General features: G+C 67.1%; 31 protein-coding genes and 2 tRNA genes. 20 read left to right on the top strand and 13 right to left on the bottom strand.

Annotated features, from left to right (window positions below; translation table 11 throughout):
• Positions 1-847: 847 nt before the first annotated feature.
• Positions 848-2,032 carry a mannonate dehydratase gene (gene uxuA, locus GGR16_RS08370; protein WP_183316234.1) on the bottom strand — a complete coding sequence of 395 codons (1,185 nt, stop codon included), beginning with the start codon at positions 2,030-2,032 and terminating at the stop codon, positions 848-850.
• Positions 2,033-2,201: 169 nt separating this feature from the next.
• Here uxuA and GGR16_RS08375 point away from each other — a divergent pair, with 169 nt between their 5' ends.
• Together GGR16_RS08375 and GGR16_RS08380 are read left to right on the top strand one after the other, a co-directional pair.
• Positions 2,202-2,561, top strand: coding sequence for a hypothetical protein (locus GGR16_RS08375; RefSeq protein WP_183316235.1), 360 nt, complete (start codon positions 2,202-2,204; stop codon positions 2,559-2,561).
• A 198-nt stretch (positions 2,562-2,759) separates the two neighbouring features.
• On the top strand, positions 2,760-3,041 hold the full coding sequence (locus GGR16_RS08380; RefSeq protein WP_019401427.1) for a hypothetical protein: 282 nt from the start codon (positions 2,760-2,762) through the stop codon (positions 3,039-3,041).
• A gap of 12 nt (positions 3,042-3,053) precedes the next feature.
• Here GGR16_RS08380 and GGR16_RS08385 read toward each other — a convergent pair whose 3' ends face one another.
• The 5 genes from GGR16_RS08385 to GGR16_RS08405 all read right to left on the bottom strand — a co-directional run bounded on the left by GGR16_RS08385 (position 3,054) and on the right by GGR16_RS08405 (position 8,329).
• Complete coding sequence (locus GGR16_RS08385; RefSeq protein WP_019401428.1) at positions 3,054-3,560, bottom strand: hypothetical protein; 507 nt, start codon at positions 3,558-3,560, stop codon at positions 3,054-3,056.
• Between the two features lie 290 nt (positions 3,561-3,850).
• Positions 3,851-4,567 (bottom strand): amino acid ABC transporter ATP-binding protein, encoded by a 717-nt coding sequence (locus GGR16_RS08390; protein WP_198301021.1) that lies wholly within the window; start codon positions 4,565-4,567, stop codon positions 3,851-3,853.
• An 81-nt stretch (positions 4,568-4,648) separates the two neighbouring features.
• Complete coding sequence (locus tag GGR16_RS08395) at positions 4,649-5,800, bottom strand: amino acid ABC transporter permease (RefSeq protein WP_019401430.1); 1,152 nt, start codon at positions 5,798-5,800, stop codon at positions 4,649-4,651.
• A 10-nt stretch (positions 5,801-5,810) separates the two neighbouring features.
• The gene (locus GGR16_RS08400; protein WP_040403862.1) at positions 5,811-7,007 is read right to left on the bottom strand and encodes an amino acid ABC transporter permease; all 1,197 of its coding nucleotides are present in this window, start codon (positions 7,005-7,007) and stop codon (positions 5,811-5,813) included.
• 305 nt (positions 7,008-7,312) lie between these two features.
• The gene (locus GGR16_RS08405) at positions 7,313-8,329 is read right to left on the bottom strand and encodes an amino acid ABC transporter substrate-binding protein (protein WP_026015001.1); all 1,017 of its coding nucleotides are present in this window, start codon (positions 8,327-8,329) and stop codon (positions 7,313-7,315) included.
• A 356-nt stretch (positions 8,330-8,685) separates the two neighbouring features.
• Here GGR16_RS08405 and metC point away from each other — a divergent pair, with 356 nt between their 5' ends.
• Positions 8,686-9,864: a cystathionine beta-lyase gene (gene metC, locus GGR16_RS08410; protein WP_019401433.1), complete on the top strand. Its 1,179-nt coding sequence runs from the start codon at positions 8,686-8,688 to the stop codon at positions 9,862-9,864.
• 79 nt (positions 9,865-9,943) lie between these two features.
• Here the strand turns inward: metC and GGR16_RS08415 are convergent, their stop codons facing one another.
• Genes GGR16_RS08415 through GGR16_RS08425 form a run of 3 tightly spaced genes read right to left on the bottom strand, consistent with a single transcriptional unit; the run spans position 9,944 to position 12,821 of the window.
• On the bottom strand, positions 9,944-10,285 hold the full coding sequence (locus tag GGR16_RS08415) for a lipid-A-disaccharide synthase N-terminal domain-containing protein (protein WP_019401434.1): 342 nt from the start codon (positions 10,283-10,285) through the stop codon (positions 9,944-9,946).
• Positions 10,285-11,037 carry a glycosyltransferase family 2 protein gene (locus GGR16_RS08420; RefSeq protein ID WP_053193992.1) on the bottom strand — a complete coding sequence of 251 codons (753 nt, stop codon included), beginning with the start codon at positions 11,035-11,037 and terminating at the stop codon, positions 10,285-10,287. Before GGR16_RS08420 ends, GGR16_RS08415 begins: the two co-directional genes overlap by 1 nt.
• Positions 11,038-11,090: 53 nt before the next feature.
• Positions 11,091-12,821: an ArnT family glycosyltransferase gene (locus GGR16_RS08425; protein ID WP_183316236.1), complete on the bottom strand. Its 1,731-nt coding sequence runs from the start codon at positions 12,819-12,821 to the stop codon at positions 11,091-11,093.
• A gap of 356 nt (positions 12,822-13,177) precedes the next feature.
• Here GGR16_RS08425 and GGR16_RS08430 point away from each other — a divergent pair, with 356 nt between their 5' ends.
• The 7 genes from GGR16_RS08430 (at position 13,178) to GGR16_RS08460 (ending at position 16,267) form a co-directional block, all read left to right on the top strand.
• The gene (locus tag GGR16_RS08430) at positions 13,178-13,387 is read left to right on the top strand and encodes a cold-shock protein (RefSeq protein WP_019402418.1); all 210 of its coding nucleotides are present in this window, start codon (positions 13,178-13,180) and stop codon (positions 13,385-13,387) included.
• A 983-nt stretch (positions 13,388-14,370) separates the two neighbouring features.
• Entirely contained in the window at positions 14,371-14,598 is a 228-nt protein-coding gene (locus GGR16_RS08435; RefSeq protein WP_183316237.1) for a hypothetical protein, read from the top strand.
• Positions 14,599-14,735: 137 nt separating this feature from the next.
• Positions 14,736-14,981 carry a hypothetical protein gene (locus tag GGR16_RS08440; RefSeq protein WP_210289421.1) on the top strand — a complete coding sequence of 82 codons (246 nt, stop codon included), beginning with the start codon at positions 14,736-14,738 and terminating at the stop codon, positions 14,979-14,981.
• Between the two features lie 307 nt (positions 14,982-15,288).
• A tRNA-Pro gene (locus GGR16_RS08445) sits at positions 15,289-15,365 on the top strand.
• Positions 15,366-15,453: 88 nt separating this feature from the next.
• A complete protein-coding gene (locus tag GGR16_RS08450; protein WP_183316238.1) occupies positions 15,454-15,759 on the top strand; it encodes an ETC complex I subunit in 306 nt (101 codons plus the stop codon).
• Positions 15,760-15,781: 22 nt separating this feature from the next.
• Positions 15,782-15,858: transfer RNA gene (locus tag GGR16_RS08455), tRNA-Arg, on the top strand.
• Positions 15,859-16,006: 148 nt separating this feature from the next.
• Positions 16,007-16,267 (top strand): hypothetical protein, encoded by a 261-nt coding sequence (locus tag GGR16_RS08460; RefSeq protein WP_053194096.1) that lies wholly within the window; start codon positions 16,007-16,009, stop codon positions 16,265-16,267.
• A gap of 85 nt (positions 16,268-16,352) precedes the next feature.
• Here GGR16_RS08460 and GGR16_RS08465 read toward each other — a convergent pair whose 3' ends face one another.
• Positions 16,353-16,667 (bottom strand): DUF2853 family protein, encoded by a 315-nt coding sequence (locus tag GGR16_RS08465; protein WP_019403043.1) that lies wholly within the window; start codon positions 16,665-16,667, stop codon positions 16,353-16,355.
• 311 nt (positions 16,668-16,978) lie between these two features.
• Here GGR16_RS08465 and GGR16_RS08470 point away from each other — a divergent pair, with 311 nt between their 5' ends.
• Together GGR16_RS08470 and GGR16_RS08475 are read left to right on the top strand one after the other, a co-directional pair.
• Positions 16,979-17,290, top strand: coding sequence for a hypothetical protein (locus GGR16_RS08470; RefSeq protein ID WP_019403042.1), 312 nt, complete (start codon positions 16,979-16,981; stop codon positions 17,288-17,290).
• 343 nt (positions 17,291-17,633) lie between these two features.
• The gene (locus tag GGR16_RS08475) at positions 17,634-17,795 is read left to right on the top strand and encodes a DUF1328 family protein (protein WP_019403041.1); all 162 of its coding nucleotides are present in this window, start codon (positions 17,634-17,636) and stop codon (positions 17,793-17,795) included.
• A 542-nt stretch (positions 17,796-18,337) separates the two neighbouring features.
• On the opposite strand, the gene GGR16_RS08480 is transcribed toward GGR16_RS08475, so the two are convergent.
• Both GGR16_RS08480 and GGR16_RS08485 read right to left on the bottom strand, forming a co-directional pair.
• Entirely contained in the window at positions 18,338-18,694 is a 357-nt protein-coding gene (locus tag GGR16_RS08480) for a hypothetical protein (protein WP_183316239.1), read from the bottom strand.
• A 306-nt stretch (positions 18,695-19,000) separates the two neighbouring features.
• Positions 19,001-19,522, bottom strand: a complete 522-nt coding sequence (locus tag GGR16_RS08485; protein WP_183316240.1) for a hypothetical protein — start codon at positions 19,520-19,522, stop codon at positions 19,001-19,003.
• Positions 19,523-19,692: 170 nt separating this feature from the next.
• On the opposite strand from GGR16_RS08485, the gene GGR16_RS08490 reads away from it, so the two are divergent.
• Both GGR16_RS08490 and GGR16_RS08495 read left to right on the top strand, forming a co-directional pair.
• On the top strand, positions 19,693-19,989 hold the full coding sequence (locus tag GGR16_RS08490; RefSeq protein WP_183316241.1) for a helix-turn-helix domain-containing protein: 297 nt from the start codon (positions 19,693-19,695) through the stop codon (positions 19,987-19,989).
• Between the two features lie 169 nt (positions 19,990-20,158).
• A complete protein-coding gene (locus GGR16_RS08495; protein ID WP_183316242.1) occupies positions 20,159-20,458 on the top strand; it encodes a hypothetical protein in 300 nt (99 codons plus the stop codon).
• Here GGR16_RS08495 and GGR16_RS08500 read toward each other — a convergent pair.
• The gene (locus GGR16_RS08500; protein WP_183316243.1) at positions 20,402-20,692 is read right to left on the bottom strand and encodes a hypothetical protein; all 291 of its coding nucleotides are present in this window, start codon (positions 20,690-20,692) and stop codon (positions 20,402-20,404) included. The genes GGR16_RS08495 and GGR16_RS08500 overlap by 57 nt on opposite strands.
• Before the next feature lie 165 nt (positions 20,693-20,857).
• Here GGR16_RS08500 and GGR16_RS08505 point away from each other — a divergent pair, with 165 nt between their 5' ends.
• Genes GGR16_RS08505 through GGR16_RS08530 form a run of 6 tightly spaced genes read left to right on the top strand, consistent with a single transcriptional unit; the run spans position 20,858 to position 25,935 of the window.
• Positions 20,858-21,319 carry a hypothetical protein gene (locus GGR16_RS08505; protein ID WP_183316244.1) on the top strand — a complete coding sequence of 154 codons (462 nt, stop codon included), beginning with the start codon at positions 20,858-20,860 and terminating at the stop codon, positions 21,317-21,319.
• The gene (locus GGR16_RS08510) at positions 21,316-23,526 is read left to right on the top strand and encodes a DDE-type integrase/transposase/recombinase (RefSeq protein ID WP_183316245.1); all 2,211 of its coding nucleotides are present in this window, start codon (positions 21,316-21,318) and stop codon (positions 23,524-23,526) included. Before GGR16_RS08505 ends, GGR16_RS08510 begins: the two co-directional genes overlap by 4 nt.
• Before the next feature lie 55 nt (positions 23,527-23,581).
• Positions 23,582-24,256, top strand: a complete 675-nt coding sequence (locus tag GGR16_RS08515) for an AAA family ATPase (protein ID WP_183316246.1) — start codon at positions 23,582-23,584, stop codon at positions 24,254-24,256.
• Positions 24,256-24,876: a hypothetical protein gene (locus GGR16_RS08520; RefSeq protein ID WP_183316247.1), complete on the top strand. Its 621-nt coding sequence runs from the start codon at positions 24,256-24,258 to the stop codon at positions 24,874-24,876. Before GGR16_RS08515 ends, GGR16_RS08520 begins: the two co-directional genes overlap by 1 nt.
• The gene (locus GGR16_RS08525) at positions 24,873-25,298 is read left to right on the top strand and encodes a transcriptional regulator (protein WP_343059615.1); all 426 of its coding nucleotides are present in this window, start codon (positions 24,873-24,875) and stop codon (positions 25,296-25,298) included. Before GGR16_RS08520 ends, GGR16_RS08525 begins: the two co-directional genes overlap by 4 nt.
• The gene (locus tag GGR16_RS08530; RefSeq protein ID WP_183316248.1) at positions 25,291-25,935 is read left to right on the top strand and encodes a DUF3164 family protein; all 645 of its coding nucleotides are present in this window, start codon (positions 25,291-25,293) and stop codon (positions 25,933-25,935) included. The genes GGR16_RS08525 and GGR16_RS08530 overlap by 8 nt, the downstream gene beginning before the upstream one ends.
• Positions 25,936-25,937 lie beyond the last annotated feature (2 nt).

The following is a 25,937-nucleotide window of genomic DNA, read 5'->3' on the forward strand; positions in this document are numbered from 1 at the left end:
TCGCGGCCGAAGTCTCCCCGCACCGCCGAAGTCTCCCCGCACCGCCGAAGTCTCCCGCACTGCCGAAGCCTGCCGCGCGCGCCGCAACGCGTGCAGGCCGCTGAAGCCCGCGGACGCGAGCGACGCCTCCTCCCGTCATGGCCGGGCTTGTCCCGGCCATCCACGCCTCTTGCCCTCGTGCCAGCATCGCCGCGTGGATGCCCGCGACGAGCGCGGGCATGACGGCGGGGGACTTGCGCTGCGCAGCGCGGCGAGGCCGCGCAGGCGGCCGATGCAGGAATAGCGGGGTTCGTCTTTTGGGCCCACGTCGCCGCGCATCAGGCTCGCAGGCCGCTAAAGCCGTGCGGGCGTCGCGCACACCCTCTCCTCCAGTCATGGCCGGGCTTGTCCCGGCCATCCACGCCTTTTGCGCTCGTGCCAGCGTCGCCGCGTGGATGCCCGCGACGAGCGCGGGCATGACGGCGGGGGACTGGCACTGCGCATCGCGGCGAGGCCGCGCAGGCGGCCGATGGAGGAACAGCGGGGTTCGTCTTTTGGGCCCACGTCGCCGCGCATCAGGCTCGCAGGCCGCTAAAGCCGTGCGGGCGTCGCGCACACCCTCTCCTCCAGTCATGGCCGGGCTTGTCCCGGCCATCCACGCCTTTTGCGCTCGTGCCAGCGTCGCCGCGTGGATGCCCGCGACGAGCGCGGGCATGACGGCGGGGGACTGGCACTGCGCGGCCTGTCGCGCAGGCGGCCGATCAGGCGCGGGGCATGACGACTGGGGCGTTGCACTCCGTGGCTTCGTCTTGCCAAACGACGGCCATGGACGAGCGCGGCCATGCCCCCGGGGATGGCCGGCGCGCCCTTACGCCCTGCCCTGCACCCGCTCCAGCGCCATCATCACGCCGCGCAGCTCGGCGAGGCCGCGCAGGCGGCCGATGCAGGAATAGCCGGGGTTGGTCTTCTTGCCGACGTCGTCGAGCATGAGGTGGCCGTGGTCCGGTCGCATCGGGATGGCGGCATCCGCCCGCCCCTCGCCGCGCCGGCGCGCCTCCTCGTCCAGGAGCGCCCCGATGACGCCGATCATGTCGGACGAGCCGGCGAGATGGTCGTCCTCGAAGAAGGAGCCGTCGTCCTCGCGTTTCACATTGCGCAGGTGGGCGAAATGGATGCGCGGGCCGAACTCGCGCACCATGGCGACGAGGTCGTTGTCCGCCCGCGCGCCGTAGGAGCCGACGCAGAAGGTGAGCCCGTTCGCCGGCGTGTCCGCCGCGGCCAGGACGGCGCGGGCGTCCTCGGCCGTGGAGACGACGCGCGGCAGGCCGAAGAGCGAGAACGGCGGATCGTCCGGATGGATGCACAGGCGCGCGCCCACCTCCTCCGCCACCGGCGCCACCTCCTGCAGGAAGGCGACGAGATTGGCGCGCAGCTCGGCCGGGCCGATGCCGTCATAGGCGGAAAGCAGCTTGCGCATGCCCGCGCGGTCATGGGTGAAGTCCGAGCCCGGCAGGCCGGCGATGATGTTGCGCTCGAGCGCGTCCCTATCGGCCTCGCTCATGGCGGCGAGGCGCGCGCGGGCCGCCGAGAGGATGGCCTCGGGATAGCTCGCCTCGGCGCCCCGGCGCTCCAGGATGAAAACGTCGTAGGCGGCGAAATCCACCATGTCGAAGCGCAGGGCATAGCTGCCGTCGGCGACCTGCCACATCAGGTTGGTGCGCGTCCAGTCCACCACGGGCATGAAGTTGTAGCAGATGGTGGTGACGCCGCCGGCGGCGCAGGCGCGCAGCGACGCGATCCAGTTGTCGATGTAGCGCCGGAAGTTGCCGGAGCGCGTCTTGATGTCGTCGTGGACCGGGATGCTCTCGACGACGGACCAGGTGAGGCCCGCCTTCTCGATCAGGGCGCGCCGCTCGGTGACCGCCTCGACGGTCCAGGCCTCGCCGCTGGTGATCTGGTGCAACGCGCTGACGATGCCCGTGGCGCCCGTCTGGCGCACATCGGCCAGGGTCACAGGATCCTGCGGGCCGAACCACCGCCAAGTCTGTTCCATCACAGCCCCTCGCTTTTCGGGCGCGGCGCGCCCATCTCAACCATGCTGCCGCCCCTTATATCGATTTAGCCTGCGGCGCGAAGCCCCCGCCGCGGCTGTCCACTTTGCGGCCTGCGGCGTCACGCGCTATAGCGGAGCCGCACACGGCAGGAGAAGGGTCGAACGAACGGTGACGGAGCGCTCCCACGCACCGCTGACATTGCTGGCGCTCCTCGCAGGCATCCTCTTCCTTGCCCTGCAGGGCGGGCGGCCGCTCGTGCCGCCGTCCCCCGACATCGTGGTCGCGGCGCGGGCCGTCGCCACCGGCGACCTCTCGCCAGCCACGCTCCACGATGTCCTTGCCCCGCGCGGCGGAAGCAGCCAGCCGTTCGCCGGTCCCTCCGATCCGCCGGCACCGCTGACGCCCCGTGCGGCCGCAGCGGCCGCGCCCGAAGCCGCTCCGCGGTGCACGTTCGACCGGCCGGCCGCCTGGCCGGCGCGCTCCCACGCCCCCTGCGCCCGTCCGCAGACAGGCCCGCCCGCGGCGTGAACCGGCGGCGCGGTCCGCCGCGCCGGTTTCACGCAGTCGGCCATGCCGGCTGGAGCTTGCCTCGCCGCCCGTCGGGCGGCTGACGAGGTCACGTCCATGTATTCTTCGACCGATCCTGCGGCCGCTGCCGGCCGCTTGCGCGCAGCTGCGCGCGCCCTTCACCCCGCCGCCCCTCTCCAGTCGCCGCGGAGGTGAGCGATGTCCGTCCAATTTTCCAGGAAGGGCGTCGCCCGCGCGACCGCCGTGAGCGCGGTCATTCTCGTCGGCACCGAGATCCTCGGCGTCGCCGTCGCCACCGGCTGGGCCATCGGCGGCCTCATGGAGCTCGGCGACGTCGTCACCCTGGCGCTGACGGCCCTGCTCGCCGCCGGCGGGCTCGCCATCCTCGCAAAGTTCACCCGCCGGGTGATCGACGTCGAGCTGAAGGGCCATTCCGTCGAGATCCTCGACCGACAACCGGCCGAGGACCAGAGCCCCTGAGGCTCGGGAGGCTCACCGCGCCGGCGCGTCCTCGACGAGCCGGCGGCCGGCGCTGAACAGCACCGCGAGCGTCATCACCGCCTCGAGCATGAACCAGGGCCCCGCCAGCCTGTCGAAACCGACGGAGGCGATCTCGCTGGTGCGCAGCCACCACAGCTGCGCACCGCAGGGGCAGACGCCCTGGAAGGTGGCGAGCACCGTCATGCGCGCCGCCCAGATGACCTGCACCAGCATCAGCGCGCCGAGGCCGAGGAGCAGCCGCCTGTGCCGGCGCTCGACCTCCGCCTGCGCCAGCGCGAACCAGCCGACCACGAAGAAGGGCATGGACACGAAGGCGCCGACGCTCAGCGCCTCCGTCCAGCACTGGTTGCAGGCCGTAACGATGGTCGAGAGAATGCCGCTCGCCGCGCCGACCACGAAGGCCGCCGCGGCGACGAAGACGCCCCTGCGCCCGAGAACGAAGGAAATCGCAAAGGCAACCGCAAGCGCGGCAGCGATCAGCAGCACGAGGCGCAACATGCTCTTCCCCCCAAACGGCCATCGGGCGGACCGCCCGGCCCGCCCGATGGTTTTCACACGCTGCCGAACTGTCAATGACCACGCGACGCGACATGCGTGACGCCGGCCGCCGTCATGCCCGCTCGTCACGGGGCATCCACGCCTCGAAAGTCCTGCAAGGTCAAAGGCGTGGATGGCCGGGATAAACCCGGCCATGACGCGGGAAACGTTGCATGCTGCTCCGCAGGTCCCTGCGCTCTCGCAGCCGGCAGCCCGGGACGCGTGCCAGACGGCGGGCCCCGCGGCCCGCCTCAGTGCAGGATCTGGCTCAGGAAAAGCTTGGTGCGCTCGTGCTGCGGGTTCTTGAAGAAATCGTCGGGGGTGTTCATCTCGACGATCTGGCCCGCATCCATGAAGATGACGCGGTTCGCCACCTGCCGGGCGAAGCCCATCTCGTGCGTGACGACGATCATGGTCATGCCCTCCTCGGCGAGCGTGACCATGGTGTCGAGCACTTCCTTGACCATCTCCGGGTCGAGCGCCGAGGTCGGCTCGTCGAAGAGCATGATCTTCGGGCTCATGCACAGCGAGCGCGCGATGGCGACGCGCTGCTGCTGCCCGCCCGACAGCTGGCCCGGGTACTTATTGGCCTGCTCGGGGATCTTGACGCGCTTGAGATAGTGCATCGCGACCTCTTCCGCGTCCTTCTTCGGCATCTTGCGCACCCAGATAGGCGCCAGCGTGCAGTTCTCGAGGATGGTGAGATGCGGGAACAGGTTGAAGTGCTGGAACACCATGCCGACGTCGCGGCGGATCTCGTCGATGCGCTTCAGGTCGTTGGTCAGTTCCACCCCGTCGACGATGATCTTGCCCTGCTGGTGCTCCTCCAGCCGGTTGATGCAGCGGATCATGGTCGACTTGCCCGATCCCGACGGACCGCACACGACGATGCGCTCGCCGCGCGTCACCTTGAGATTGATGTCGCGCAGCACGTGAAATTCCCCGTACCACTTGTGCACGCCGAGCATCTCGACCGCGGTCTCGGTCTTCAGCGAAACGGGCTTGAGCTGGGCCGGACGGTCCGTTGCGGTTGCCATTGCCATCGTTTCTTACCTCTTTTGTCCAGCCGCGAGCCGGCGTTCCACCGCCAGTGAATAGCGCGACATGCCGTAGCAGCAGATGAAATAGAAAAGCCCCGCGAAGGCGTAGCCGGTGAGCCGTGTCACGGGCGTGGCCCAGGTCGGGTCGACCAGCGTCACCTCGACGGTCTTGATGAGGTCGAAGATGCCGACGATCGACACCAGCGTCGTGTCCTTGAACAGGCCGATGAAGGTGTTGACGATGCCGGGAATGACGATGCGCAGCGCCTGCGGCAGGATGATGAGGCGCATCATCCGCCAGTAGCCGAGCCCGAGCGACATCGCCCCCTCGTACTGGCCCTTGGGGATCGCCTGCAGCCCGCCGCGCACCACCTCGGCCATGTAGGCGGAGGCGAAGAGCGCGACGCCCACCAGCGGCCGCAGCAGCCTGTCGGGCGACATGTTGCCCGGCAGGAACAGCGGCAGCATCGTGTTGGCCATGAACAGCACGGTGATCAGCGGCACGCCGCGCACGACCTCGATGAAGATGACGCTGGCGAGCCTGACGAGCGGCAGGCGCGAGCGCCGGCCGAGGGCGAGCAGCACGCCGAGCGGCAGCGACACGACGATGCCGACGATGGAGACGACGAGCGTCACGAGGATGCCGCCCCACAGCGAGGTGTCGACCCGCTCGAGGCCGACCGCCGTCCAGCCGCGCAGCAGGATGAAGGCGACGACGGGGAAGATGACGAAGAAGTAGAGCGCCCCGAGGTTGCGCTTCGGCGCGTCGAGCCACAGGAGCCAGGCGATGCCGATGGCGCCGAGCACGAAGACGATGTCGACGCGCCAGCGCTCGTCCCACGGATAGGAGCCGTAGACGAAATAGCTGAACTTGGCGTCCACGTAGGCCCAGCAGGCCCCCACCTCGCGGCCGACGTTGGCCGCAAGGCAGGCCTCGCGGTCGCTGCCGGTCCACACCGCATCGAGGAAGAAGAAGCGGATCGCCGGCGGCACGACGAGGTAGATGATGTAGAGCGCGATCAGCGTCAGGATGGTGTTGCCGACGGACGAGAACAGGTTCTCGCGCACCCAGGCGACCCAGCCGCGCGCCAGCAGCGGCGGCGGCTGTTCGGCGATGGGAGTGCCACGGACGTAGGCGACGGGTTCGGTCGTGATGGCCATCGTCACCTCCTCATCGCTCGACGATCGCCGCGCGGCGGTTGTAGAGGTTCATCACCAGCGAGGTGATGAGGCTGATGGCGAGATAGACCGCCATGGTGATCGCGATCACCTCGACAGCCTGCCCCGTCTGGTTGAGCACGGTGCCCATGAAGACCTGCGCAAGATCGGGATAGCCGATGGCCACCGCCAGCGACGAGTTCTTGGTGAGGTTGAGGTACTGGCTCGTCAGCGGTGGGACGATGACGCGCATCGCCTGCGGGATGATGACGAGCCTCAGCGTCGGCCCCTCGCGCAGGCCGAGCGCGTGCGCCGCCTCGGTCTGCCCGCGCGAGACGGCAAGGATGCCGGCGCGCACGATCTCGGCGATGAAGGCCGCCGTATAGGTCGACAGGCCGACGAGCAGCGCCACGAATTCGGGGAAGATCTGCACCCCGCCCGCGAAATTGAAGCCGCGCAGCTCGGGATAGCTGAAGGCGATCGGCCGTCCCGTCAGGAGGAACACCAGCAGCGGCAGGCCGACGATGAGCGCCAGCGCCACGGTGCCGATGGGCGCCTGCTGCCCCGTCGCCTCCTGCCGGCGCCGTGCCCACGCGCGAAAGACGAAGGAGCCGATGAGGCCGACGACGACGGCGCCGATGACGAGGCCCGCCCCCGGCTCGAGCAGCGGCTGGGGCGCGAAGAGGCCGCGGTTGTTGAGGAAGACGCCGCCGCCCACCTCGTACGACTGGCGCGGATTGGGCAGCGCCTTGAGGACCGCGTTGTACCAGATGAACAGCTGCAGCAGCAGCGGCACGTTGCGGATCGCCTCGACATAGACCTTGGCGAGCTTCGCGACCATCCAGTTCGACGACAGGCGCGCGACGCCGACGATGAAGCCGAGGATCGTCGCGAGCACGATGCCGATGGCGGCGACCAGCAGCGTGTTGAGCAGGCCGACGATGAAGGCGTCGCCATAGGTCGAGCCGCCCGAGCTGCTGAAGGGAATGAGCGTCTGGTTGACGTCGAAACCCGCGGTGGTCGAGAGGAAGTCGAAGCCCGAGGCGATCCTCGCCCGGCGCAGGTTCTCGATGGCGTTGGTCGTCGCTTCGTAGACGAGGAAGGCGAGAACGACGACGAGGATTACTTGATAGGCGACGCCGCGCACCCGAGGATCGTTGATTACGCTCGTGCGCGGACTTGTGCTCTGGGTAATGTCGGTCACTGACATGCCTCCCGACACGGGAACGCGCGGAACGCTCCCGTTTTGGCAACTTCATTCCGGCCGGCATGAAAGATGTCGGCCAGCGTTCGCTTGTCGGTCAGGCTAACAGCCGAAGCACCCCACTCCCGTCATCTTCCGTTCTTTTTTCATTTTCATTCCCCTTGTAACGGCAGGCGTCTGACGGCCCACCTTGGACGTTTTTTATTATAGCACCGCCAGCCGGATTCCTTCACCTGTTTACAGGCGGTTGCTTGCTTGTGACCGTCACCGGCGCCCCGGGCCGTCCTCCCCGGCCCGGGGCGCCGCTCATCTCAGCGGATCGGCGGCGCGTACTGCAGGCCGCCCTTGGTCCACAGCGCGTTGAGGCCGCGCTTGATCTTCAGGAGCGATCCCTCGCCCACGTTCTTCTCGAAGATCTCCCCGTAGTTGCCCACGTGCTTGACGACGCGATAGGCCCAGTCGTTGGTGAGGCCGATCGCCTCGCCGAACTTGCCCTCGGTGCCGAGCAGGCGCTTGACCTCGGGGTTGTCCGACTTCAGCTGCTCGTCGACGTTGGCCTTGGTGACGCCGAGCTCCTCGGCGTTCAGCATGGCGTTGTGAACCCACTTCACGATATCGAACCACTGGTCGTCGCCATGGCGCACGGACGGGCCGAGCGGCTCCTTGGAGATGATCTCGGGCAGAACGATGTGATCGTCGGGGTTCGTGAGCTTCAGGCGCTCGGCATAGAGGCCCGAGGCGTCGGTAGTGAAGGCGTCGCAGCGGCCCGAATCATAAGCCTTGACCGTCTCGTCCGACGTCGCGAAGGCCACCACCTCGTACTTCATGTTGTTGGCGCGGAAATAGTCCGCGAGGTTGAGCTCCGTCGTCGTGCCCTGCTGCGTGCACACCGAGGCGCCGTCGAGCTCGAGCGCCGAGGAGATGCCGAGGCTCTTGCGGACCATGAAGCCCTGGCCGTCGTAGTAGTTGACGCCGGTGAAGTTGAGGCCGAGCGAGGTGTCGCGCGACATCGTCCAGGTGGTGTTGCGGATGAGGACGTCCGCCTCGCCCGACTGAAGGGCCGTGAAGCGGTCCTTCGCGGACAGCGGGATGAACTTGACCTTGTTCGGATCGTCGAAGACGGCCGCGGCCAGCGCGCGGCAGAGGTCGACGTCGAGGCCGGTCCAGTTGCCCTTGTCGTCCGGCACGCCGAAGCCGGCAAGGCCGGTGTTGGCGCCGCACTGGATGAAGCCCTTCTGCTTGATCTGGTCGAGCGTCGCAGCCGAGGCAGCCGTTGCCGCGAAGCCGGCCGCCAGCCCGACTACGACCGAAGCGATCATACGTTTCATTGATTGAATCTCCCACTCTGAAGGTCCGTCGGAGCCGGGGAAGGCCAGTGCATCGGACTTCCGTCGCTCCGGGCTGGCCCTTCGCGACCGGTCACCATACCCGGCCATGCGGGGAACGGCATCACCGGCGCAGGCTCCATGCATCACGGACTGTTATGCATCACATTCGACTTTGTTGAGCCGGTCAAGCACAACCGTGACAAACTCATGGCGCAAAAGGGGCAGAACGACGGTCGCCCGCCGCTCTCCCCGCAAAACACGTGGCTCCGTCGCAGCGGCACGGCTTGACGGCAGCGGGAACGCCAGTCCAAACATCGGGACATCCACGCTCACGACCCCCAGGGTTTTCCACAGGCATGTCTTCCAGCACCGATAGACCGCGCGGCATCCGCACGCGCCTCGTCACCGCCGGGCGCAACCCGGACGAGCAGTTCGGCTTCATCAACACGCCGGTCTACCGCGGCTCGACGGTGCTCTATCCGACGATGGATGCGCTGGTCCATCGCAAGGCCCGCTATACCTATGGCACCAAGGGCACGCCGACGATCTCGGCCCTCGAAAGCGCCTGGACGGACCTGACCGGCGCCGCCGGCACGGTCGTCGTCCCCTCCGGCCTCGCGGCGGTCACGATCGCGCTACTCGCCTCAGTCAAGGCGGGCGACCACGTGCTCATGACCGACAGCGTCTACCAGCCGACGCGCCATTTCTGCGACACGGTGCTGAAGCGCATGGGCGTCGCGGTCGACTATTTCGACCCGCTCGTCGGCGCCGGCATCGCCGCGCTGATGAGGGACAACACGTCGGTCGTCTTCACCGAGACGCCGGGCTCGCAGACCTTCGAGGTGCAGGACGTGCCGGCCATCGCCGAGGTGGCCCATCAGCGCGGCGCCCTCGTGCTGCTCGACAACACCTGGGCGACCCCGCTGTTCTATCCGCCGCACGAGCGCGGGGCCGACATCGCCATCGAGGCCGGCACCAAATATCTCGGCGGCCATTCCGACCTGCTCATCGGCCTCGTCTCCGCCAACGAGCGCTGCTGGCCGGCCCTGCGCGCCACCTTCGACGCCTTCGGCGCCTGCGCCGGCCCGGAAGACACGTTCCTCGCCCTGCGCGGCATGCGCACCATGCAGTTGCGCCTCAAGGAAGCCGAGAAGCAGGCGCTCGACCTCGCGGCCTGGCTCGAGGCGCGCCCGGAGGTGAAGCAGGTGCTGCATCCGGCGCTCCCCTCCTGCCCCGGCCATGAGACCTGGAAGCGCGACTTCCTCGGCTCGACCGGCGTGTTCTCCATCGTCCTTCATCCGGCGTCGCAGAAGGCGGTCGCCGCGCTGCTCGACGGGCTCGAACTCTTCGGCATGGGCTTTTCATGGGGCGGCTTCGAGAGCCTGATCATCCCCTTCGACTGCCGCAGCTATCGCACCGCGAGCGCCTGGAATCCCGGCGGGCCGTGCCTGCGCCTGCAGGTCGGCCTCGAGGACCTCGACGACCTGAAGGCCGATCTCGATGCCGGCTTCGCGCGGCTGAAAGCTGCCGGCTGAGCGGATTCACTTTCCGAGCAACGCGGCATAACGCGTTGCTCCCGCTTGCGTTTCCCGCCCGACAACCAGCGCGGCGCCTTCAGCCCTTGGCGGCCGAGCGCGCGGCGCGCCGCTCGCGGGTGATGAAGACGAGGTTGCGCAGGTAGATGAAGATGCTGAATGCCTGGCCGAGGATGATCACCGGCTCGCGCTTGTAGAGCCCGTAGACGAGCGTGATGAGCCCGCCGCCGATGGAGAAGAACCAGAAGGCGACCGGGATGACGCTGCGCTGCTCGCGCTCGCTCGCCACCCACTGCACGACGAAGCGCATGGCGAAGAGCAGCTGGCCGATGAGGCCGAGCGCCAGCCAGACGTCGAAGTTGGCGATGAAGACCTCGTAGAGGTAGCCGCCGATCTCGCGCGACAACGACATGATGAGCATTACTTCAACTCCTCGGCGGGCGCCGCCCGCCGGCAGCGGCGGATGAGCCACCACACGCCGCAGAGATCGAGGATGCCGACCCACAGGCGGTCGAACAGCCCGTAGTTGGACTGCCCGGTCAGGCGCGGCCGGTCGACCACGTCGACGAGCACCACGTCATAGCCCTCGCGCTTGACGAGGGCCGGCATGAAGCGATGGATGGCGTCGAAATAGGGCAGGCTCAGGAAGACGTCCCGCCGCACCGCCTTGAGGCCGCAGCCGGTATCGCGGGTGCCGTCGCCGAGCACGGCCCTGCGCACCTTGTTGGCGATGCGCGACTGCACGCGCTTGAAGCCCGTGTCCTTGCGCCCGAGACGCTGGCCGGCCGCCAGCCCGACGCCCGGCCCGCCCGCTTCGAGCGCGGCGACGAGCTCGGGGATGAAGGCGGGGTCGTTCTGGCCGTCGCCGTCGATGGTCACGATGATCGGCGCCCGCGCCACGCGCGCGCCCGCCCGGACGGCGGCGCTCTGCCCGGCCGAGCGCTCGCGCCGCAACCGCCTCAGCCACGGCCGCTCGGCCGCGAGCCGCGCCAGCTCCGCGCCCGTGCCGTCGCTCGACCCGTCGTCGACGTAGACCACCTCGAAAGGGGCCAGCCCGGCGCAGGCGCGCTCGATCTCGGCCACAAGCGGCGCGATGTTGCCGGCCTCGTTCTTGACCGGCACGACGATGCTCACACGCGGTGCCGGGGCGTCGATCTCAGATTGATCGTTCATTTCAAACCTTGCAGGCGGCCGAAGGACCGGCGTGGCTCACGGGTGGCTCTCGCTCAATCGCCCGTGGCGTAGACGCCGATGTCGAGCTTGCGCCCTCCGTTGATATTGAATCCCGGCACCCGTGTGACGAGACGTGGTGTTTTTCCCATCTCACCGAGCGACGCAAGGAATTCCTCTTCCGCCCGCGCTTCGACGAGCGCGATGCGGCACCCCGGACCATCGAGGAAGGCGGCCGCCGCCTTTCCGTCCGACGCCATCGCCAGATCGGTGCCGACGAGGAAGACGAGGCTCGGCTCGCGATAGCCGACCGTCACGACCTGCGGCGACGGGCAGCCGATGGCTTCGACCGCCGCCGCAAGGCGCGGCGACAGCTTCAGCGCGCGCAGCAGCGGCTGGGTGAGGCCCCAGACGGAGACCGACAGCACGAGCGAGGCGGCGACGGCGAGCACCGCCGTCTTGACGACCGCGCGGCGCCGGAAGGCAAGCCACGCCCAGAAGGCGACGAGGGTGGCGACGAGCATGCCCGGCATGCCCGCATAGGGCGGCACCCCGTCGAGCTGATAGCCGGCGATGCCGAGGCCGATCAGCAAGCCGAGCGGAATGAGGGGAATGAGCAGGGCCGCCGGCACCGCCGCGGGGCGATGCGGCCCGACCTCGCCGAGCTCCATGACCTTGACCGTGAAGATGGCAAGGGCCGGATAGAGGGGCAGCACGTAATGCGGCAGCTTGGTCGGCACGGCCTCGAAGATGATCCAGGACGGCAGCACCCAGGCGAGGCACACCGCGACCCAGGGCTCCGCCCGCCACCGCCAGGCGAGCGGCAGGGCGATGGCCGTGAGCACGGCCGCCGGCCAGAACGTGCCGAAGAAGGCGAGGAGATAGAAGCCGGGCGGAGCCCAGTGCTTCTCCTGGCCCGAGCCGACCTTGGCCAGCATGTCCTTGCCGACCGATTCATCGAAGAAGGCGCCGCCCGTCTTCATGGCGATGGCGATGAACCACGGCGCGACGATGAGAGCCGTCAGCAGCAGCCCCCAGCCGGGCCTGAGGCCCCTCAGCCAGCCGACGGTGCGGGCGCGGACCGACAGGGCCGCCCCGGCGAGGCCGACCACCATGGGGCCGATCGGTCCCTTGACGAGGATGGACAGGGCGAAGGCCGCCCAGAAGGCGGCGATCGTGCCGGCCGGGATGATCCTGTCGCGCCAGAGATAGAGCCGCGCCAGCCCGCCGAACATCACGACGGTCGTGGCCGTCAGGACCGCATCCGTCTTGGCGAGCCGCGCCTCGACGCCGAGGAGGACGGAAGCGGCCATGAAGGCGCCGGCGAGCAGCGCCCCGCCCGGTGACACGAAGGCGAGCGCCGCCCAATAGGTGACGAGCACCGTCGCCACCGCGCCGAGGAAGGAGGGAATGCGATAATAGGCGATGGTGGCGCGCGCGTTGTCGACGCCGAGCGCCTCCGCCCCGGCGACGACAGCGCTCTGCAGCCAGTAGATGCCGACGGGCTTCTTGTGGCGCGCCTCGTCCTGGAAGCGGATGTCGACGAAATCGCCGGTCTCGAGCATCTGCTTGCTCGCCTGGGCGAAGCGGGGCTCGTCCCGGTCCATCGGCTGGAGGGAAGCGAAACCCGGCGCGAAGGCCGCGCAGGACAGGAGGAAGAGGACGACGAGCGCCCTCGCATGGCTCGCACTCAGGGCCGCGACGAGCCGCTGCGCCCAGTCGCCGCCCTGCACCGCGCCCTTTTTCCGCACACCGGCTGGCGCCGTGCTTTCACCGATCAAGGCCATTCTCTCGCCCGTTCCGGAAATCCCGCCCGGCGCCGCCCCCAGCGCCCTGGCCCGCATTCGCCCTCGACGCCCCGCATGTCGAACGAGCGCCGTTTTAGCGGCGGCATGCGCTGCCGGCAATGGCTTGCCCTGCCGCCCCTTTGAGCCGCTCTCGCTGCCCGGCCGGCCAAGCGCCTTGCATCGACCACAATTGGGCCCTATCGTTACCTTATCGAGATTTGGCCGGAATATTGGTCTGTCACGCCTCGCAGTCAGGCGCACCTACCTACTTCTTCCCCAAAATCTGCGACGACAATGGCGCTCGCCCGCTTGGCGTGCGCGCGCCCGCGTGCAACCTGAAGACGAAGGATACGACAATGAGCACCGGCACCGTGAAGTGGTTCAACGAGCAGAAGGGTTATGGCTTCATTCAGCCTGACGACGGCGGCAAGGACGTGTTCGTCCACATCAGCGCCGTCGAGCGCGCCGGCCTGCGCAGCCTGAACGAGGGCCAGAAGATCTCTTACGAGCTCGAGACGGACCGCCGCACCGGCAAGACCTCTGCCGGCAACCTCCAGGCCGCCTGAGGCCTGTCCCGGCGGGAGGGCGCAAGCGCCCTCCCCCTTCGGCCGCGCCCTCGCGCGAGCCCGCGTGCAGGCACCAATCCGGATCATCCCGGCGCCGCCGCATCTTCAGCACGACATCGATGAGATACCGGGCCTTCCTCCTCGGCCCGCAGTCGCCAGGCGCCGGACCAGTGCGGGCTGGCGAAAGGCTGCAGCTCGGCTCCTCCACGGCAAGACGCGCCGCCAGGGCGTGGCGGCGACAACTGCAAGGCAGCGTTGTCCGGCGGCTCAGGCACGGCCCGGACGGTCGGCACCCGGCCAATGGCGATGGCGCGCCCTGCCCCGATAACCGTTCAGCAGCACCAGGCGGCATAAAAAACCGCTCTGGTTTGGAGCGGTCCAAGGCTTCAGTCTGGTTGATACGGGCCGGGCGCAACTCCGGCGAACATCCTGCTAGATGAGGGTTAGTGGTCCGGTTGCTTCGCTCTTCGCTCTAGTGGCGCGCTGTGCTCCATGAGAGACACACCCACTCCGGTGCGTGTTATTAACCACTGTCTCCGCAACCCGCGTGTCTGCTTTCCACGCCGCCGCTTCAACTCTTTCTTGCCTAGAATTTGCCACGATTCGCGAAGCGCTCGCAATGAGATCTCCGCCACGATGGGTGGATTGCGGCGCGGCAGGCTGCGACCGACCTTCGCCTTTGGGCAGCCTCCGCGACCGAGCATCGGTTCCAATCTGCTGGACCCATTGGCCAGCAAGGACCTTGACAGATCTGCCCGCTCCAGTTCGGGACTTTTTTCGGGAAATTCTGTTACGCCCGTCGGATCACGACTGGAGCGGCCCATGTGCAACCTCTACAACGTCCGATCCAACCGCGAGGCGATCCTCGATCTTACCCGCGGCATGGTCGACCGAATCGGTTGGAACGAGCCGTCGCGCGACATCTACCCCGGAACGCTCCCACCGATCGTCCGCATCGGCACGGACGGTGAGCGAGAGTGGTTATGGCGACCTGGGGCATGCCGACGCCGCCGGAGCGCATCCGGGGCAACTATGATCCCGGCCTCACGTTCGCCGCCGCCTGCGCCGCCCATGGCTGGACGCGCAACCAGTGCACCGAGGAGCTGCGCGTGCCGCGCTCTACCTATGACAAATGGTGCGATGGTGGAAAATGCGACCGCGAGGCAAGCAGGCGCCGCCTGATGTCCCTGATCGACCAAACGACGCCCTGAAACGCGAAAAGGCCCCGCCACCGGCGAACGGGCGGGCCAAGTCAGGGAGGAAACGCCCGGAGGGCAGCGCCGCTGTCCCACTCTGGCCACCGGAACCTTGCCAGCACTACGCTCGTTCATCGTGGTGGAGGTTAGAAATGGTGTGGATCACTTGGCTAGGCGCCGCTCTCGTCATGCTCGGAGTGCTCTATTCGGCACACGTCGCTATCTTTCGCGGCCGCATGAGCAATCCCCACACGACGCAGGCGGGAGTTCCTACGCTGGAACCGAAGCGCAGCGGCATCCGCGTTCTTGGTGTTAGGGACAATTGGCCGGGGCTTGCGATGATTGTTGTTGGTGCAGCTATTCTGCTGTTCGGCTTCCTGACGCACACTCCCGGATAGCCATGAAATTCGATTTCTCTGCTCAGAATGACGAGCACGACGACAGGGAGAGCGTAGCCATCGATTAACCGTCCCTCATGTTTGGTGCTGCTCTCGCGCCAGCAGGCGGCCGCCTAGACGGCAGCCCCCGCGCCGGCGCTCACGAGCGGGCGAGACACCGTGAACGGGACGCGAACACGCTTCGGGAATTTTTCGGGAAACTGTGTCCCGAACTGCGCATCTTGGCTCCCTTTCGTTTCGTTTGTGCGCGCGATGCCCTTGCCTTCCCCCGTCGGAAACACTAGGAAAACCTTGAGCATGAACGGTTCGGGGCATAGCGCAGTCTGGTAGCGCATCTGCTTTGGGAGCAGAGGGTCGCAGGTTCAAATCCTGCTGCCCCGACCATCATGTTCGACGGCTGCGCCGGCAGGTCGCCTTCTGGCCCCTCTCCGGCGCGGTTGGGGCCAGTTCCTAGAGAAAGCCGCGACGACCAATGATCGCACGCATCTACAGGCCGACGAAGACGGCCATGCAATCCGGCACCGCCAAGACGAAGCGCTGGCTGCTCGAATTCGAGCCGGAGAAGCCGCGCGAGGTCGAGCCGCTGATGGGCTGGACGAGTTCGTCGGACATGCGCCAGCAGCTCAAGCTGTCCTTTGACAGCCGGGAGGAGGCCGAGGCCTACGCGCGCCGCAACGGCATCCCCTATCGCGTCGAGCAGCCGTTTGCCCCGAAGCGCCGCATCATCTCCTATTCGGACAATTTCAAGTTCAACCGCGTGACGCCCTGGACGCACTGACGCCGCCGGCGAGCCACGCGACGGCCCCTTAGCTCAGCTGGATAGAGCAAGTGCCTTCTAAGCACTAGGTCGCAGGTTCGAGCCCTGCAGGGGTCGCCAACACTCCGGTGCCGGGTCGGCACGCGCGGCAGTGGCGGCATCGCCACCGTGCGCAAAGGCCATTTGCTTTCCGGCCTCGGCCACGTATGAGGAAAGGTGCCGGGCGCGGTGCGCCCGGATTCGCTTGTTCCTTTCGAGGGGCCCGTTCATGAAAAAGATCATTCTTCTGGGCGCACTGGCCTTCGGTCTCGCCGCCTGCAACACCAACAACCCTGGTGACCGTGCGGTCGGCGGCGCTCTCATCGGCGGCGGCGCCGGCGCCCTCGTCGGCGGCCTGGCCACGGGCACGGCCGGCGGCGCGGTCGTCGGCGGCGCCATCGGCGCGGCCGGCGGCGCCATGATCGGCGCGGCCACGGCGCCCCAGTGCCAGACCTACTACTACCGCGGCCGCCGCTATCGCGACTGCTGACACGGGTGTCATTCCATGCAAAAGGCCGGCGGACATCCGCCGGCCTTTTTTGTGGGCTCGAAGCTCCGGCGAGCGCCTTCCGCGTTCAGGCGAAGGCGTCCAGCTTGCCGAAATGCTCGGCCAGCAGGTAATAGAAGGTCAGACGCGACTTCGTGCGGTCGTCCTTCATGGTCTGGCAGACCGTCTTGATGGCGCCGTCGAGATCGCCGCTCGTCAGCCCCAGCTTCTTCTTCAGGAAATTCTCGCGGATACGGGCGCATTCTTCCGGATCGGAGCATGCGACATAGCGGCTGTCGGACTTGCCGAGCACCAGCTGATACGTTTTGGCGAGGCCCGCCAAGGCGGCCTCGTTGACCGGTTTCTTCGCATACTTCTGAACATCGGCAAGTTGTTCCGACATCGTCCCTCTCCGGGCTTGGGTTGCTGGATGGAAGTACGCAACACGAGCTGTAAAGATCAGGAAGAGAAGCGCCGGCCTGCTGCCTCCTCGAATCGCCGGCCATCAGAGGCGGCGGAAGCGCCGCGGCGCCATTCAAAGCGTTGCCGCCCGGTTTGGCAATGACCGGCCGCGCCGCTTCCGGCGCTGCATCCGCCACGCATCCGACACAGAAATTCGCTGAGATGGCGCTGGTGCCGCCGGCCCGGACGCGCTACAGCCGCAGCCGAGCGCGCAGAGGCTTTCGCGTCGCTTTCCGAGATGAAGGACCTCACATGTATACACTGGAAATCGGCCGCAAGGCCGTCGCCGTGATCGACGCCGACGAGGAACAGGCCCGCTCCGTCTTCGATCAGGAGGCCTTCAGGAACGACCTCAGGCAGATGACGAGCGACGGCGAGCCACTGTGGGACGGCGTGGCGCCGCTGAATCTGCGCCCGGCGAGCGAGGAGGAATCCGAGACCTTCGACCTGATGATGGAAGAGGACGCGGAAGCCTTCGACGAGGACGAAACCCTCGACGGCGAAGAGGAAGGCCTCGACGTGCTCTTCCTCGTGCCGATCGACGACGGGGAAGACGACGCCTGACGCGCCGCCGGCGCGAATCGACCGTTTGACGGGAGCGACATCGTCGGGGCGCGAAAGCGCCCCGAAACGTCTCCCGCGCCGTACAAGCGGACAGGATCCGTTCACGGCCGACAGGGAGCAGCGGTGCTGCTCCCTTCGTGTCTTTGGCGCGTGCGCTGCGGATGACGCAAGCGCTTCCCGAACGCCGCCCCCCTCTTTTGCGGCTGAAATGCCGGCAAGAGCAGCCTGCGGTGAGATCCCGGCTTGAATGACCGGGCGGATCGGATCTGGAACCGAAATTCGGGCGAAGGTGTTTCATGTCTGTACCGGCGGTGGACGTTTCCGCCGATGGAAGGACTTCGCCATGCTCAAGTGGATTCTGATTCTTCTCGTCGTCGCGGCCGTTGCCAGCCTTCTCGGCTTTCACGCCTTGGCGGGTGCAGCGGCGACGGGCGCTCGCATTCTGATCGCCATCGTGCTCGTCCTCTTCCTCCTGGTCCTCTTCGGCGTCGTTGCCATCGCCTGAGCACGCGCCAAGGGCAAGGAACCCTGGCGATCATCGCCCTGCGATCGTCGCTGCGGCATCGCAGCCGACGCCATCGAGCCGACGGAACGGATCGGCGCAGCCCCGGGCGCCGGTCCCCTCTCCGGCCATTTCTCGCGCTCTCCACCGCTCACCAAGATCAGCCTCGGCCATGCGCTCCGCATCACAGCGAAAGGCCCTCGTTCCTGAGGCTGTCTTTTGGGCTGGCCGTCGACATCCGACGCCTGCGTCCGCGAGGCCCCGAGACGAACGACGAAGCCGATGGTCGTCCGTCAGCGTTCGCAGGCGGCACGTAAACGTCTCCGCCTGCCCGACAGCGATACGCCTGACATTCCGCAACGCATCAGAGTGGATGTGAAGTGCAAGAACAGGTGCTAGCCGGGACCAGCCGGGATTAAGCGGGATAGAACGGGCGCAACCGCCGGCTGAATATAGCGTTGCGGGCCATATCGGCGGTGCGGCGAGCGCAGTTGGCGGCGCAATATCGGATGCGAGTCCGCTGCCGCCAACCGCACGGCGCAAGATCACCTGCGAGCAAGGGATCGCGGCAACTGGACCTTGAACCGAACACCGGTATATTTTGCACAATCCTTCATGTAGGCAACGAAGTCACGTCGGTTGCCGTCATAGGCTTTGACGGCACGCGCCGGCGGAAGCTTGATATCCAACGTGATATTAAGCAGTGACTGGGCAGCGAACGCGCACATTAAACCAAGACCATCAAACACCGGAACTTGGCCGAGCTGGCGCGACAATCGGAACTCATAGTCCTTAAGCGTCTCAAAATCTGCCGTTTCGATAGATAAGGCTATCATCTCCTCCGCATCCACTAAGGACTGCGCAAAGAGCTTCTGCTCAAGATCGACAGCCTTCGCGGGCATCGCGCTGCTCCCCACAAGCGCAAGCGAAGCGGCCACTATCACGAGCCTTCTCACACGAGCCTCCTAAACGTTGCTGCCGACCACAATGAAGACCGAATTGCCCGTCATGTCGCCGCTGATATTCAATGTTATCGGATTTGCATTTCGCGCTCGGCGCCTTGTCCGTCGAGGCGACTGCCTATTGTCGGACTTCCGGCTCTCAAATCCCCCTTCATCCAATACATGCCTTAGCGTCTCGAAGATGCGGGCCTTTTTCTCGGCATCGTGCGTATTCATTGTTTGCCTCGATGTCATGACGCGGGAGCCTCAGACAACAAGTCGCAAAAATCTATGTGCTGTTCGCTTGTCGATGTGATTCTCCCCTGCCTCAATTTCCTCTATAATCAATTGATAAAGCTTTGATACAATTTCCGACTTTTTGTTTGGTTCTAGTGTGCGATTGTTTACCACCAGCCATTCCTCGATAATTCCCAGGGTCTCCCCGAGAATATCGGTGCGAATTGTCGACCGACTTTCGACCGGCACTATTTCGGAGCGGCCGTCCCCTTGTCGACCTCCGGTCACGATCCAATCCAAGGACACGCCTGCAGCGACCGCGAGTGACGCGACAGGGAACAGCGGCGGGCGCGCCACTCCATCACGCCATTTGGCGATTTGCTCGGCCGTCACACCGGCAATTATCGACGCCTTCGAAAGCCCCCCAATCTGATCGCAAATAGCTCGAAGGCGGGTTCCGAATTCCGGCGTCCAACCCGGAACCGCGCCGGACCCGCCTAAAGTCGGTTCCGACATCAAGCAACCCCCTGGAATGCCGATATAAATCGGCATTCACCGTCGCTAATCGACCTCCGGCAACCCGGAACTCGACTTTTATCGTTGCGAATCACGACAAAAATCGACATCTTGTCTCCACCGTGAACACGAACGGGCGCACGAACGTGCACCCGAAAGACCGAAAAAACCGGCCCCTGCCAGGGCCGGACGATCCGGAGAATGAGATGGCCCGCAAACGCTGGGACAGGTTCACCATCAAGGCCGAGGTGCACCGGCGCAAGAGCACGCTGACGAAGATCGCGACCGATGCAAAGCTCGATCCTTCCGCGTGTCGCTCGGCCCTCATCCGCCGGCATTTCGCCGGTGAGAAGGCACTCGCCGCCTTTCTCGGCCTCGAACCGGCGGACCTTTGGCCCGATCGCTACGAGACACCATCATCCGGCACGCAGGATAGCGCGTGCCGCACAGGCGCCACCAGCCAAAACGTGCATGGGCGTCCTGACATGGGAGCGGCAGCATGACGCGTTCCCCGTCTGAAAATCGCCAGCGGCCAGACAGGCATTTTCTGCCTACAACGCGCGCCTTCGCCCGCGACGCCTTCGAGTTGGTGTGCCTCGCGCTGTTCGTTGGCGCCGTGTGGGTTTGGGCCAATGAGGCCGAGCGGCTCGTACGCCTTGTGCGGGGCTTCCAATGAGCGACCTGCAACACGCTGCTGTGCCTCGCGGCTGGCATACTGCAGCCGGTGCTCGCCGACGCCGCCTCGCGGCCTTCGCACGCTTTTGCCGCGAACAGGCCGGCAGCTTCGAGCTGACGAGCGTTGCCCGCACGTCGCTGGTGGACTTCGCCGACGAAGGAGCCGGTGGGGGCACCCGCCAGATCCTGCGAGACTTAGCCGACGCCCTGCCGCCCGATCAGGTCGACGAAGTCATTTTCCTACTCGCCTTTGTGCACGGCGATCGCCTCGCGGAGATGCTCGATGGCGGCCGCTAAGGATTTCCCGGCAGGGTCAAGTTGGACGCCGTCGACCACTACCGGCTCGCTGCGCTCCGCAGCGGCCGCCAATTCCGCCATCAGAGCGTCTAGCGAAACGTCGCCGTCACGCTCGACGAGGGTGACCACCGCATCCGCGATGCGGTGGCGCCAGAAGGCGTATTGCACGCCCTTTTCCAGCGCCGCGACCCGGCGCTCCAACAGACGTTTTGTTCGTTCTTCAGCATTCGACATTCGGTCTTTCCCCGACTCGTTTGGTGACGCGTCGAGTGTAGGGGGAGCGCGCGACCTGCGTCAGTGGTCGGTGGCGGGGCTAACCCGTGCCCTCTATGGGCGTTTCCTCCCTAGCCTTGGCCGGGCGGGTTCCGCCCGCCCGGCCCCTTTTGGGCGAGGGTGACCATGGCCCGGCAGCGCGACACCAACACCCTCGACCTCTTCCGCGATTTCCAGCCGGCGCCCGTCGTGGCCCGGTTCGGCGAGGAGGTCGTGCGGGCCGGCACGCTTGCCGCCCGCCTGTCGCGCGCCGTGTCGCAGTGCCTGCGCGACTGCGGCCTCTCCCGAGAGGTCGTTGCGCGGCGCATGTCGGAATTTCTCGGTGAGGATGTCCCGGTGTCGATGCTGGAAGCCTATGCCAGCCAAGCCAAGGCCGGCACGCATCAGATCTCGGCCACGCGCCTCATTGCTCTTGTGTCCGTCACCGGCGACGAGCGGCCTCTTAATGCCCTGCTCGATGCAGCTGCTCTCATTGCTGTGCCCAGCCGCTACGAGGCTCTGCTCAAACGGGAGCGCGCCAAGGAGCTGAAGGACGAACTCGAGCGCCAAATCGCTGCCGCCGATGCGGAGTGGAGGGCCCGCCGGTGAACGCTCCTATCTCCCCGGTGAAACAATGGCTGACGGCGAGCGAACTTGCCGAGGCGCAGCTCCCGTCGCTGCCCGAAACCGAACGTGGCGTCCGTAAAATGGCTGCCCGCGAAGGCTGGCCCTCCCGCGACCGCATCGGCCGCGGCGGCGGGCGTGAGTACCCGCTCGAAGCGCTGCCGGCCGAGGCCCGCGCCGCCTATCTCGGCCGCCACCTTCAGGCCGTTGAGGTGCCTGTTGTCCTGCAGGCCTCGCAGTCACCGGCAGAGCCCGAGACTTCGGACCTGTGCGGCCGGGCAGCGGAAGCACGGGACGCGCGCCTAGCGCTTCTGCAGATCCTCGACCGCTACATTGCCGAGTCGGGCGTCACCAAGCGCCTCGCGGATCAGCACTTCTGCGACCTCTACAATTCCGAACGCATCGAAGTCGCGGACTGGATCCGGCGCCATGTCCGCTCGATCACGCCCTCGACGCTGTTTCGGTGGCGGGCAGCCCGCCGCGACGGGCGCACCAAGCGCCTCGGCGTGGACAAGGCGGCAGCGCGGAAGGGCTGCGGCGTTCTCGATCAGGCCAACGGCGGCGAGGTGAAGACCTTCCTGCTGGCGCTCCTGGTCAAGCAGCCGCACCTCACCGCGAAGCACCTCCGGCGCGCGCTTGAAGCGCAGTTTGAAGGCGGGCTCGACCTCGTTTCACGGTACGGCGAGATCCGCCGCGTTCCCGTGCCGCCGCTGCGCACCATCCAGTGGGCAATCGGCCGATGGAAGGAAGAGCTGAAGGTCGAGCTGACAGCCCTCACCAACCCGGACGCCTTCAAGTCGAAATACCGCGCTTCGGGCCGCAACTCCTACCGGCACGTCACGCGCCTCAACCAGCTCTGGATGATCGACGCCTCGCCGGCCGACGTGCTGTGCTCGGACGGGCGGCACTCGATCTATGCCGCGATCGACGTCTATTCGCGTCGCCTGCTGATCTCGGTCAGCCGGACGCCGCGCGCCGCCGCCGTCTGTGCCCTGATGCGGCGCACCATCCTCGCCTGGGGCGCGCCGGATCGGGTGAAGACCGACAACGGCAGCGATTTCACGGCCCGGCAGACGACGATGCTGATGGCGAACCTCGGCATCGACGTGTCCTATTCCCAGCCGTTCACGCCCGAGGAAAAGGCCTTCGTCGAGCGCGCCATCGGCACCCTGCAGCGCGGCCTCATGCCGCTGCTGGAAGGCTTCATCGGCCATGACGTGGCCGACCGGAAGCAGATCGAGCAGCGCAAGGCCTTCGCGGCCCGTCTGGGCGAGGATCCGGCCGAGACGTTCTGCGTAGCGCTGACCGGCGCCGACCTGCAGCGCGAATGCGACCGCTGGGTCGAGGCCATGTACATGCACGAGCCGCACGCCGGCCTCGGCAAGCGCACGCCCTTCGAGCTGGTCAGCGCGTCGCGCGAGGCCATCCGCACCGTCGACGAGCGCGCCCTCGACATCCTGCTCATGCCGATCGCCGGCCGCGACGGCATCCGCACCGTCAGCAAGTCGGGCATCCGCATCGATCACCACTGGTATCTCGTGCCGCATCTCATGCCTGAGACCCGCGTGCTCGTGCGCATGGATCCCGCCGACCTCGGCCGCGCGTATCTGTTCACGCCCGAGGGCGACGAATTCCTCGGCGAGGCGACCTGTCCCGTCCTCGCCGGCATCGATCCGGCGGCCGCGGTGCGTGCGGTCAAGGCCGAGCAGAAGCGCATCATCGACGAGCGCATGGCGCCCGTGAAGGCCGAGGTGAAGAAGCTCGCCAAGGGGCCGCGCCTTGCCGATCTCGTCATGCGGCAGGCCGCCCGCGACGCCGGCAAGCTGGTCGAGCTGCCGAAGCCGCGCGTCGAGCACACCACGCCGCAGATCGAGGCGGCGATCGAGGCGATGACGCCGCGTCACGCGCGCCCGGTCGAGCTGCGGCCGGACGATGCCGCCATCCACGCCGAGCTGGTCGCCGCGGCCGAGGCCGATGCTCCGGTGCCGGCCCCTGAGAGCACCGTGAAAGCCTTCCCGGAGCAGCCGAAGCACCGCTTCCGCCGCGCGGTGGAACTGGAGCGCCGGATTGCCGCCGGCCAGGGCGTCTCGACCGACGAGGCGCTGTGGCTCGGCCGCTACCAGACGAGTGCCGAGTACCTCGCCCACCAGGATCTCCACCGGGACTTCGGGGACGAGTGGTTGTTTGCGTGAGCCCAAGAAGAAGGCCCGGCGCGAAGGCCGGGCCGAAAGTCGAACCGAGGAAAGCATGACAGTCGACGCACAAACGGTCAAGAAGCCGGCTCCCCTCAAGAACGTCGCCGCGTTCAACGGCCTGATCAAGCGCGTGATCAACCGCGCGCCGGACCTGCCGGGCATGGCCTGTTTCTTCGGGCGCTCCGGCCTCGGCAAGACGAAGGCCGCCACCTACGGGGCCAACGTCACCCGCGCCACCTATGTCGAGGTGGGGCAGTTCACGACCGCCAAGAGCCTCCTGCGCTCCATCCTGGTCGAGCTGGGGCAGCGCCCGCGCGGCGCCATCGCCGACATGGTCGAGCAGGCCATCATGGTGCTCGCGGCCGATCCGATGCGCCCGCTCATCGTCGACGAGGCGCACTTCATCGCGCAGAAGCGCTTCGTCGACCTGCTGCGCGAGCTGCACGACAAGAGCCTCGCCCCGGTCATCCTGATCGGCGAGGAGACGCTGCCGGGCCAGCTGGAGGCCTTCGAGCGTGTCCACAACCGCATGCTCGAGTTCGTCCAGGCCGTGCCCTGCGACGTCGAGGACGCCCGCCTGCTCGCCCGCAGCTACTGCCCCGAGCTGGACATCGACGACGCCCGCCTCGCGCAGATCGTCGATGCCGAGCGCGGCAACACGCGGCGCATTGTCGTGCGCTTCGCCCGCGAGCTGGAGGAGAGCCGCCGCCTGGGGAGGGCCGCATAATGCGCCGTCCTCTCGTCGAACACGTCGCCATGCACCTTCGCGTGCCGCGCGGCCATGCGGGCTTCTGGCAGCTCATCCAGCGCGCCGCCGAGCAAGGCACCTTCACCCTGGCCGACATCGTCGGCGAGACGAATGTCCACGAGGCGACCGTCGCCGACTATGTGAAGCGCCTCGTCAAGGCCGGCTATCTCGCGGTCGACCATGTTGAGGCGGTGCGCGGCATCCGCCACGGCCGCTATCACTACCGGCTCGCTCGCACCTCGCGCGATGCGCCCCGGCTCGCCCGCGACGGCAGCGCCTTTCCCGAGACGGCCACCGAAACGCTCTGGCGCACCATGAAGATGCTCAAGCGCTTCACTGTGTCGGCGTTGCAGGAAGCCGCCAGCACCGAGCTGCGGGCCATCCCGCGGCCGACCGTTCAGCGGTACGTCCGCCACCTTGCCGAGGTGGGCGTGCTCGCGCGCCTCAAGGCGGGCGGCGGCCGCGGGCATGAGGCCGAGTTCCACTTCGTGCGCAATCTCGGCGCCGAGCCGCCGCGCATCCTGCGCACGCACCTCGTCTTCGACCCGAACAGCAACACCGTGCTCGGGCAGCCCGAGGCGAAGGAGGTGACGCCGTGAATCGCGGGCCTCTGCCCGGCATGGCCGCCGGCATCGACTACGTCGCCAAGGCGCGCGCCACCTGGGGCGAAAAACTGCCGGACTGGGTGCTCGTGCTCGCCCAGGAGATGACGCGCACCTCCGGCGCCGTGACGGCCAAGCGCATCAACTACAGCCCGGCCGTCCTCAGCAACATCATCTCCGGCACCTATCGCGGCAACGTCGCCCGTGTCGAGGAGGTGGTCCGCGGTGCGCTCATGGGCGCGACCGTCGTGTGCCCCGTGCTCGGCGATATCGGCCGCGACCGCTGTCTCGACGAGCAGAAGCAGCCCTTCCGGGCGACCTCGTCATTGCGCGCCCGCCTCTTTCACGCCTGCCGGAAATGCCCTCACGCGTCGGCCGACAACGGCCGCGCCCTTCCCAGCGGAGATCGTCATGTCTGAGCCTGCCGTCCTTGAGCCGGGCACCGTCGAGGTGCACGGCAAGATCTACATGCCCGATGCCAAGGGCAATCTCGTGCCGGTCGACACCATCAAGCCGGCCGACCAGCTGGAAGACGAGACCGTCCGCAAGGTGATGGGCTATGCCAAGGCCCTGTCGGCGCAGATCAGCCGCTTCAAGCAGCACACGTTTAACGATCTCGGCGCCTACGAAGCCATCCTGGCGCAGGAATACGGCACCAGCAAAGGGGGCGCGAAGGGCAACAAGACCTTCACCACCTTCGACGGCCTGATGAAGGTACAGGTGCAGGTTCAGGACAACATCGACTTCGGGCCGCAGCTCCAGCACGCCAAGGAGCTGATCGACGAGTGCCTGATGGAATGGTCGGCCGACAGCCGCCCGGAGATCCGCGCCATCGTCACCCGCGCCTTCAACACGGACAAGGCTGGCCAAATCAACCGCGCCGAGATCTTCATGCTGCTGCGCCTCGACATCGAGGACGAGCGTTGGTGCAGGGCCATGGAGGCGATCCGCGATGCCATGCGGGTCATCGGCTCCAAGACCTATGTGCGCTGCTATGAGCGCGACCGGCACGACGCGGAATGGCGGCCGGTGACCATCGACCTCGCGAGAGCATGACG

This window comes from Chelatococcus caeni (genome assembly GCF_014196925.1).
GTDB classification, from domain to species: Bacteria; Pseudomonadota; Alphaproteobacteria; order Rhizobiales; family Beijerinckiaceae; genus Chelatococcus_A; species Chelatococcus_A caeni.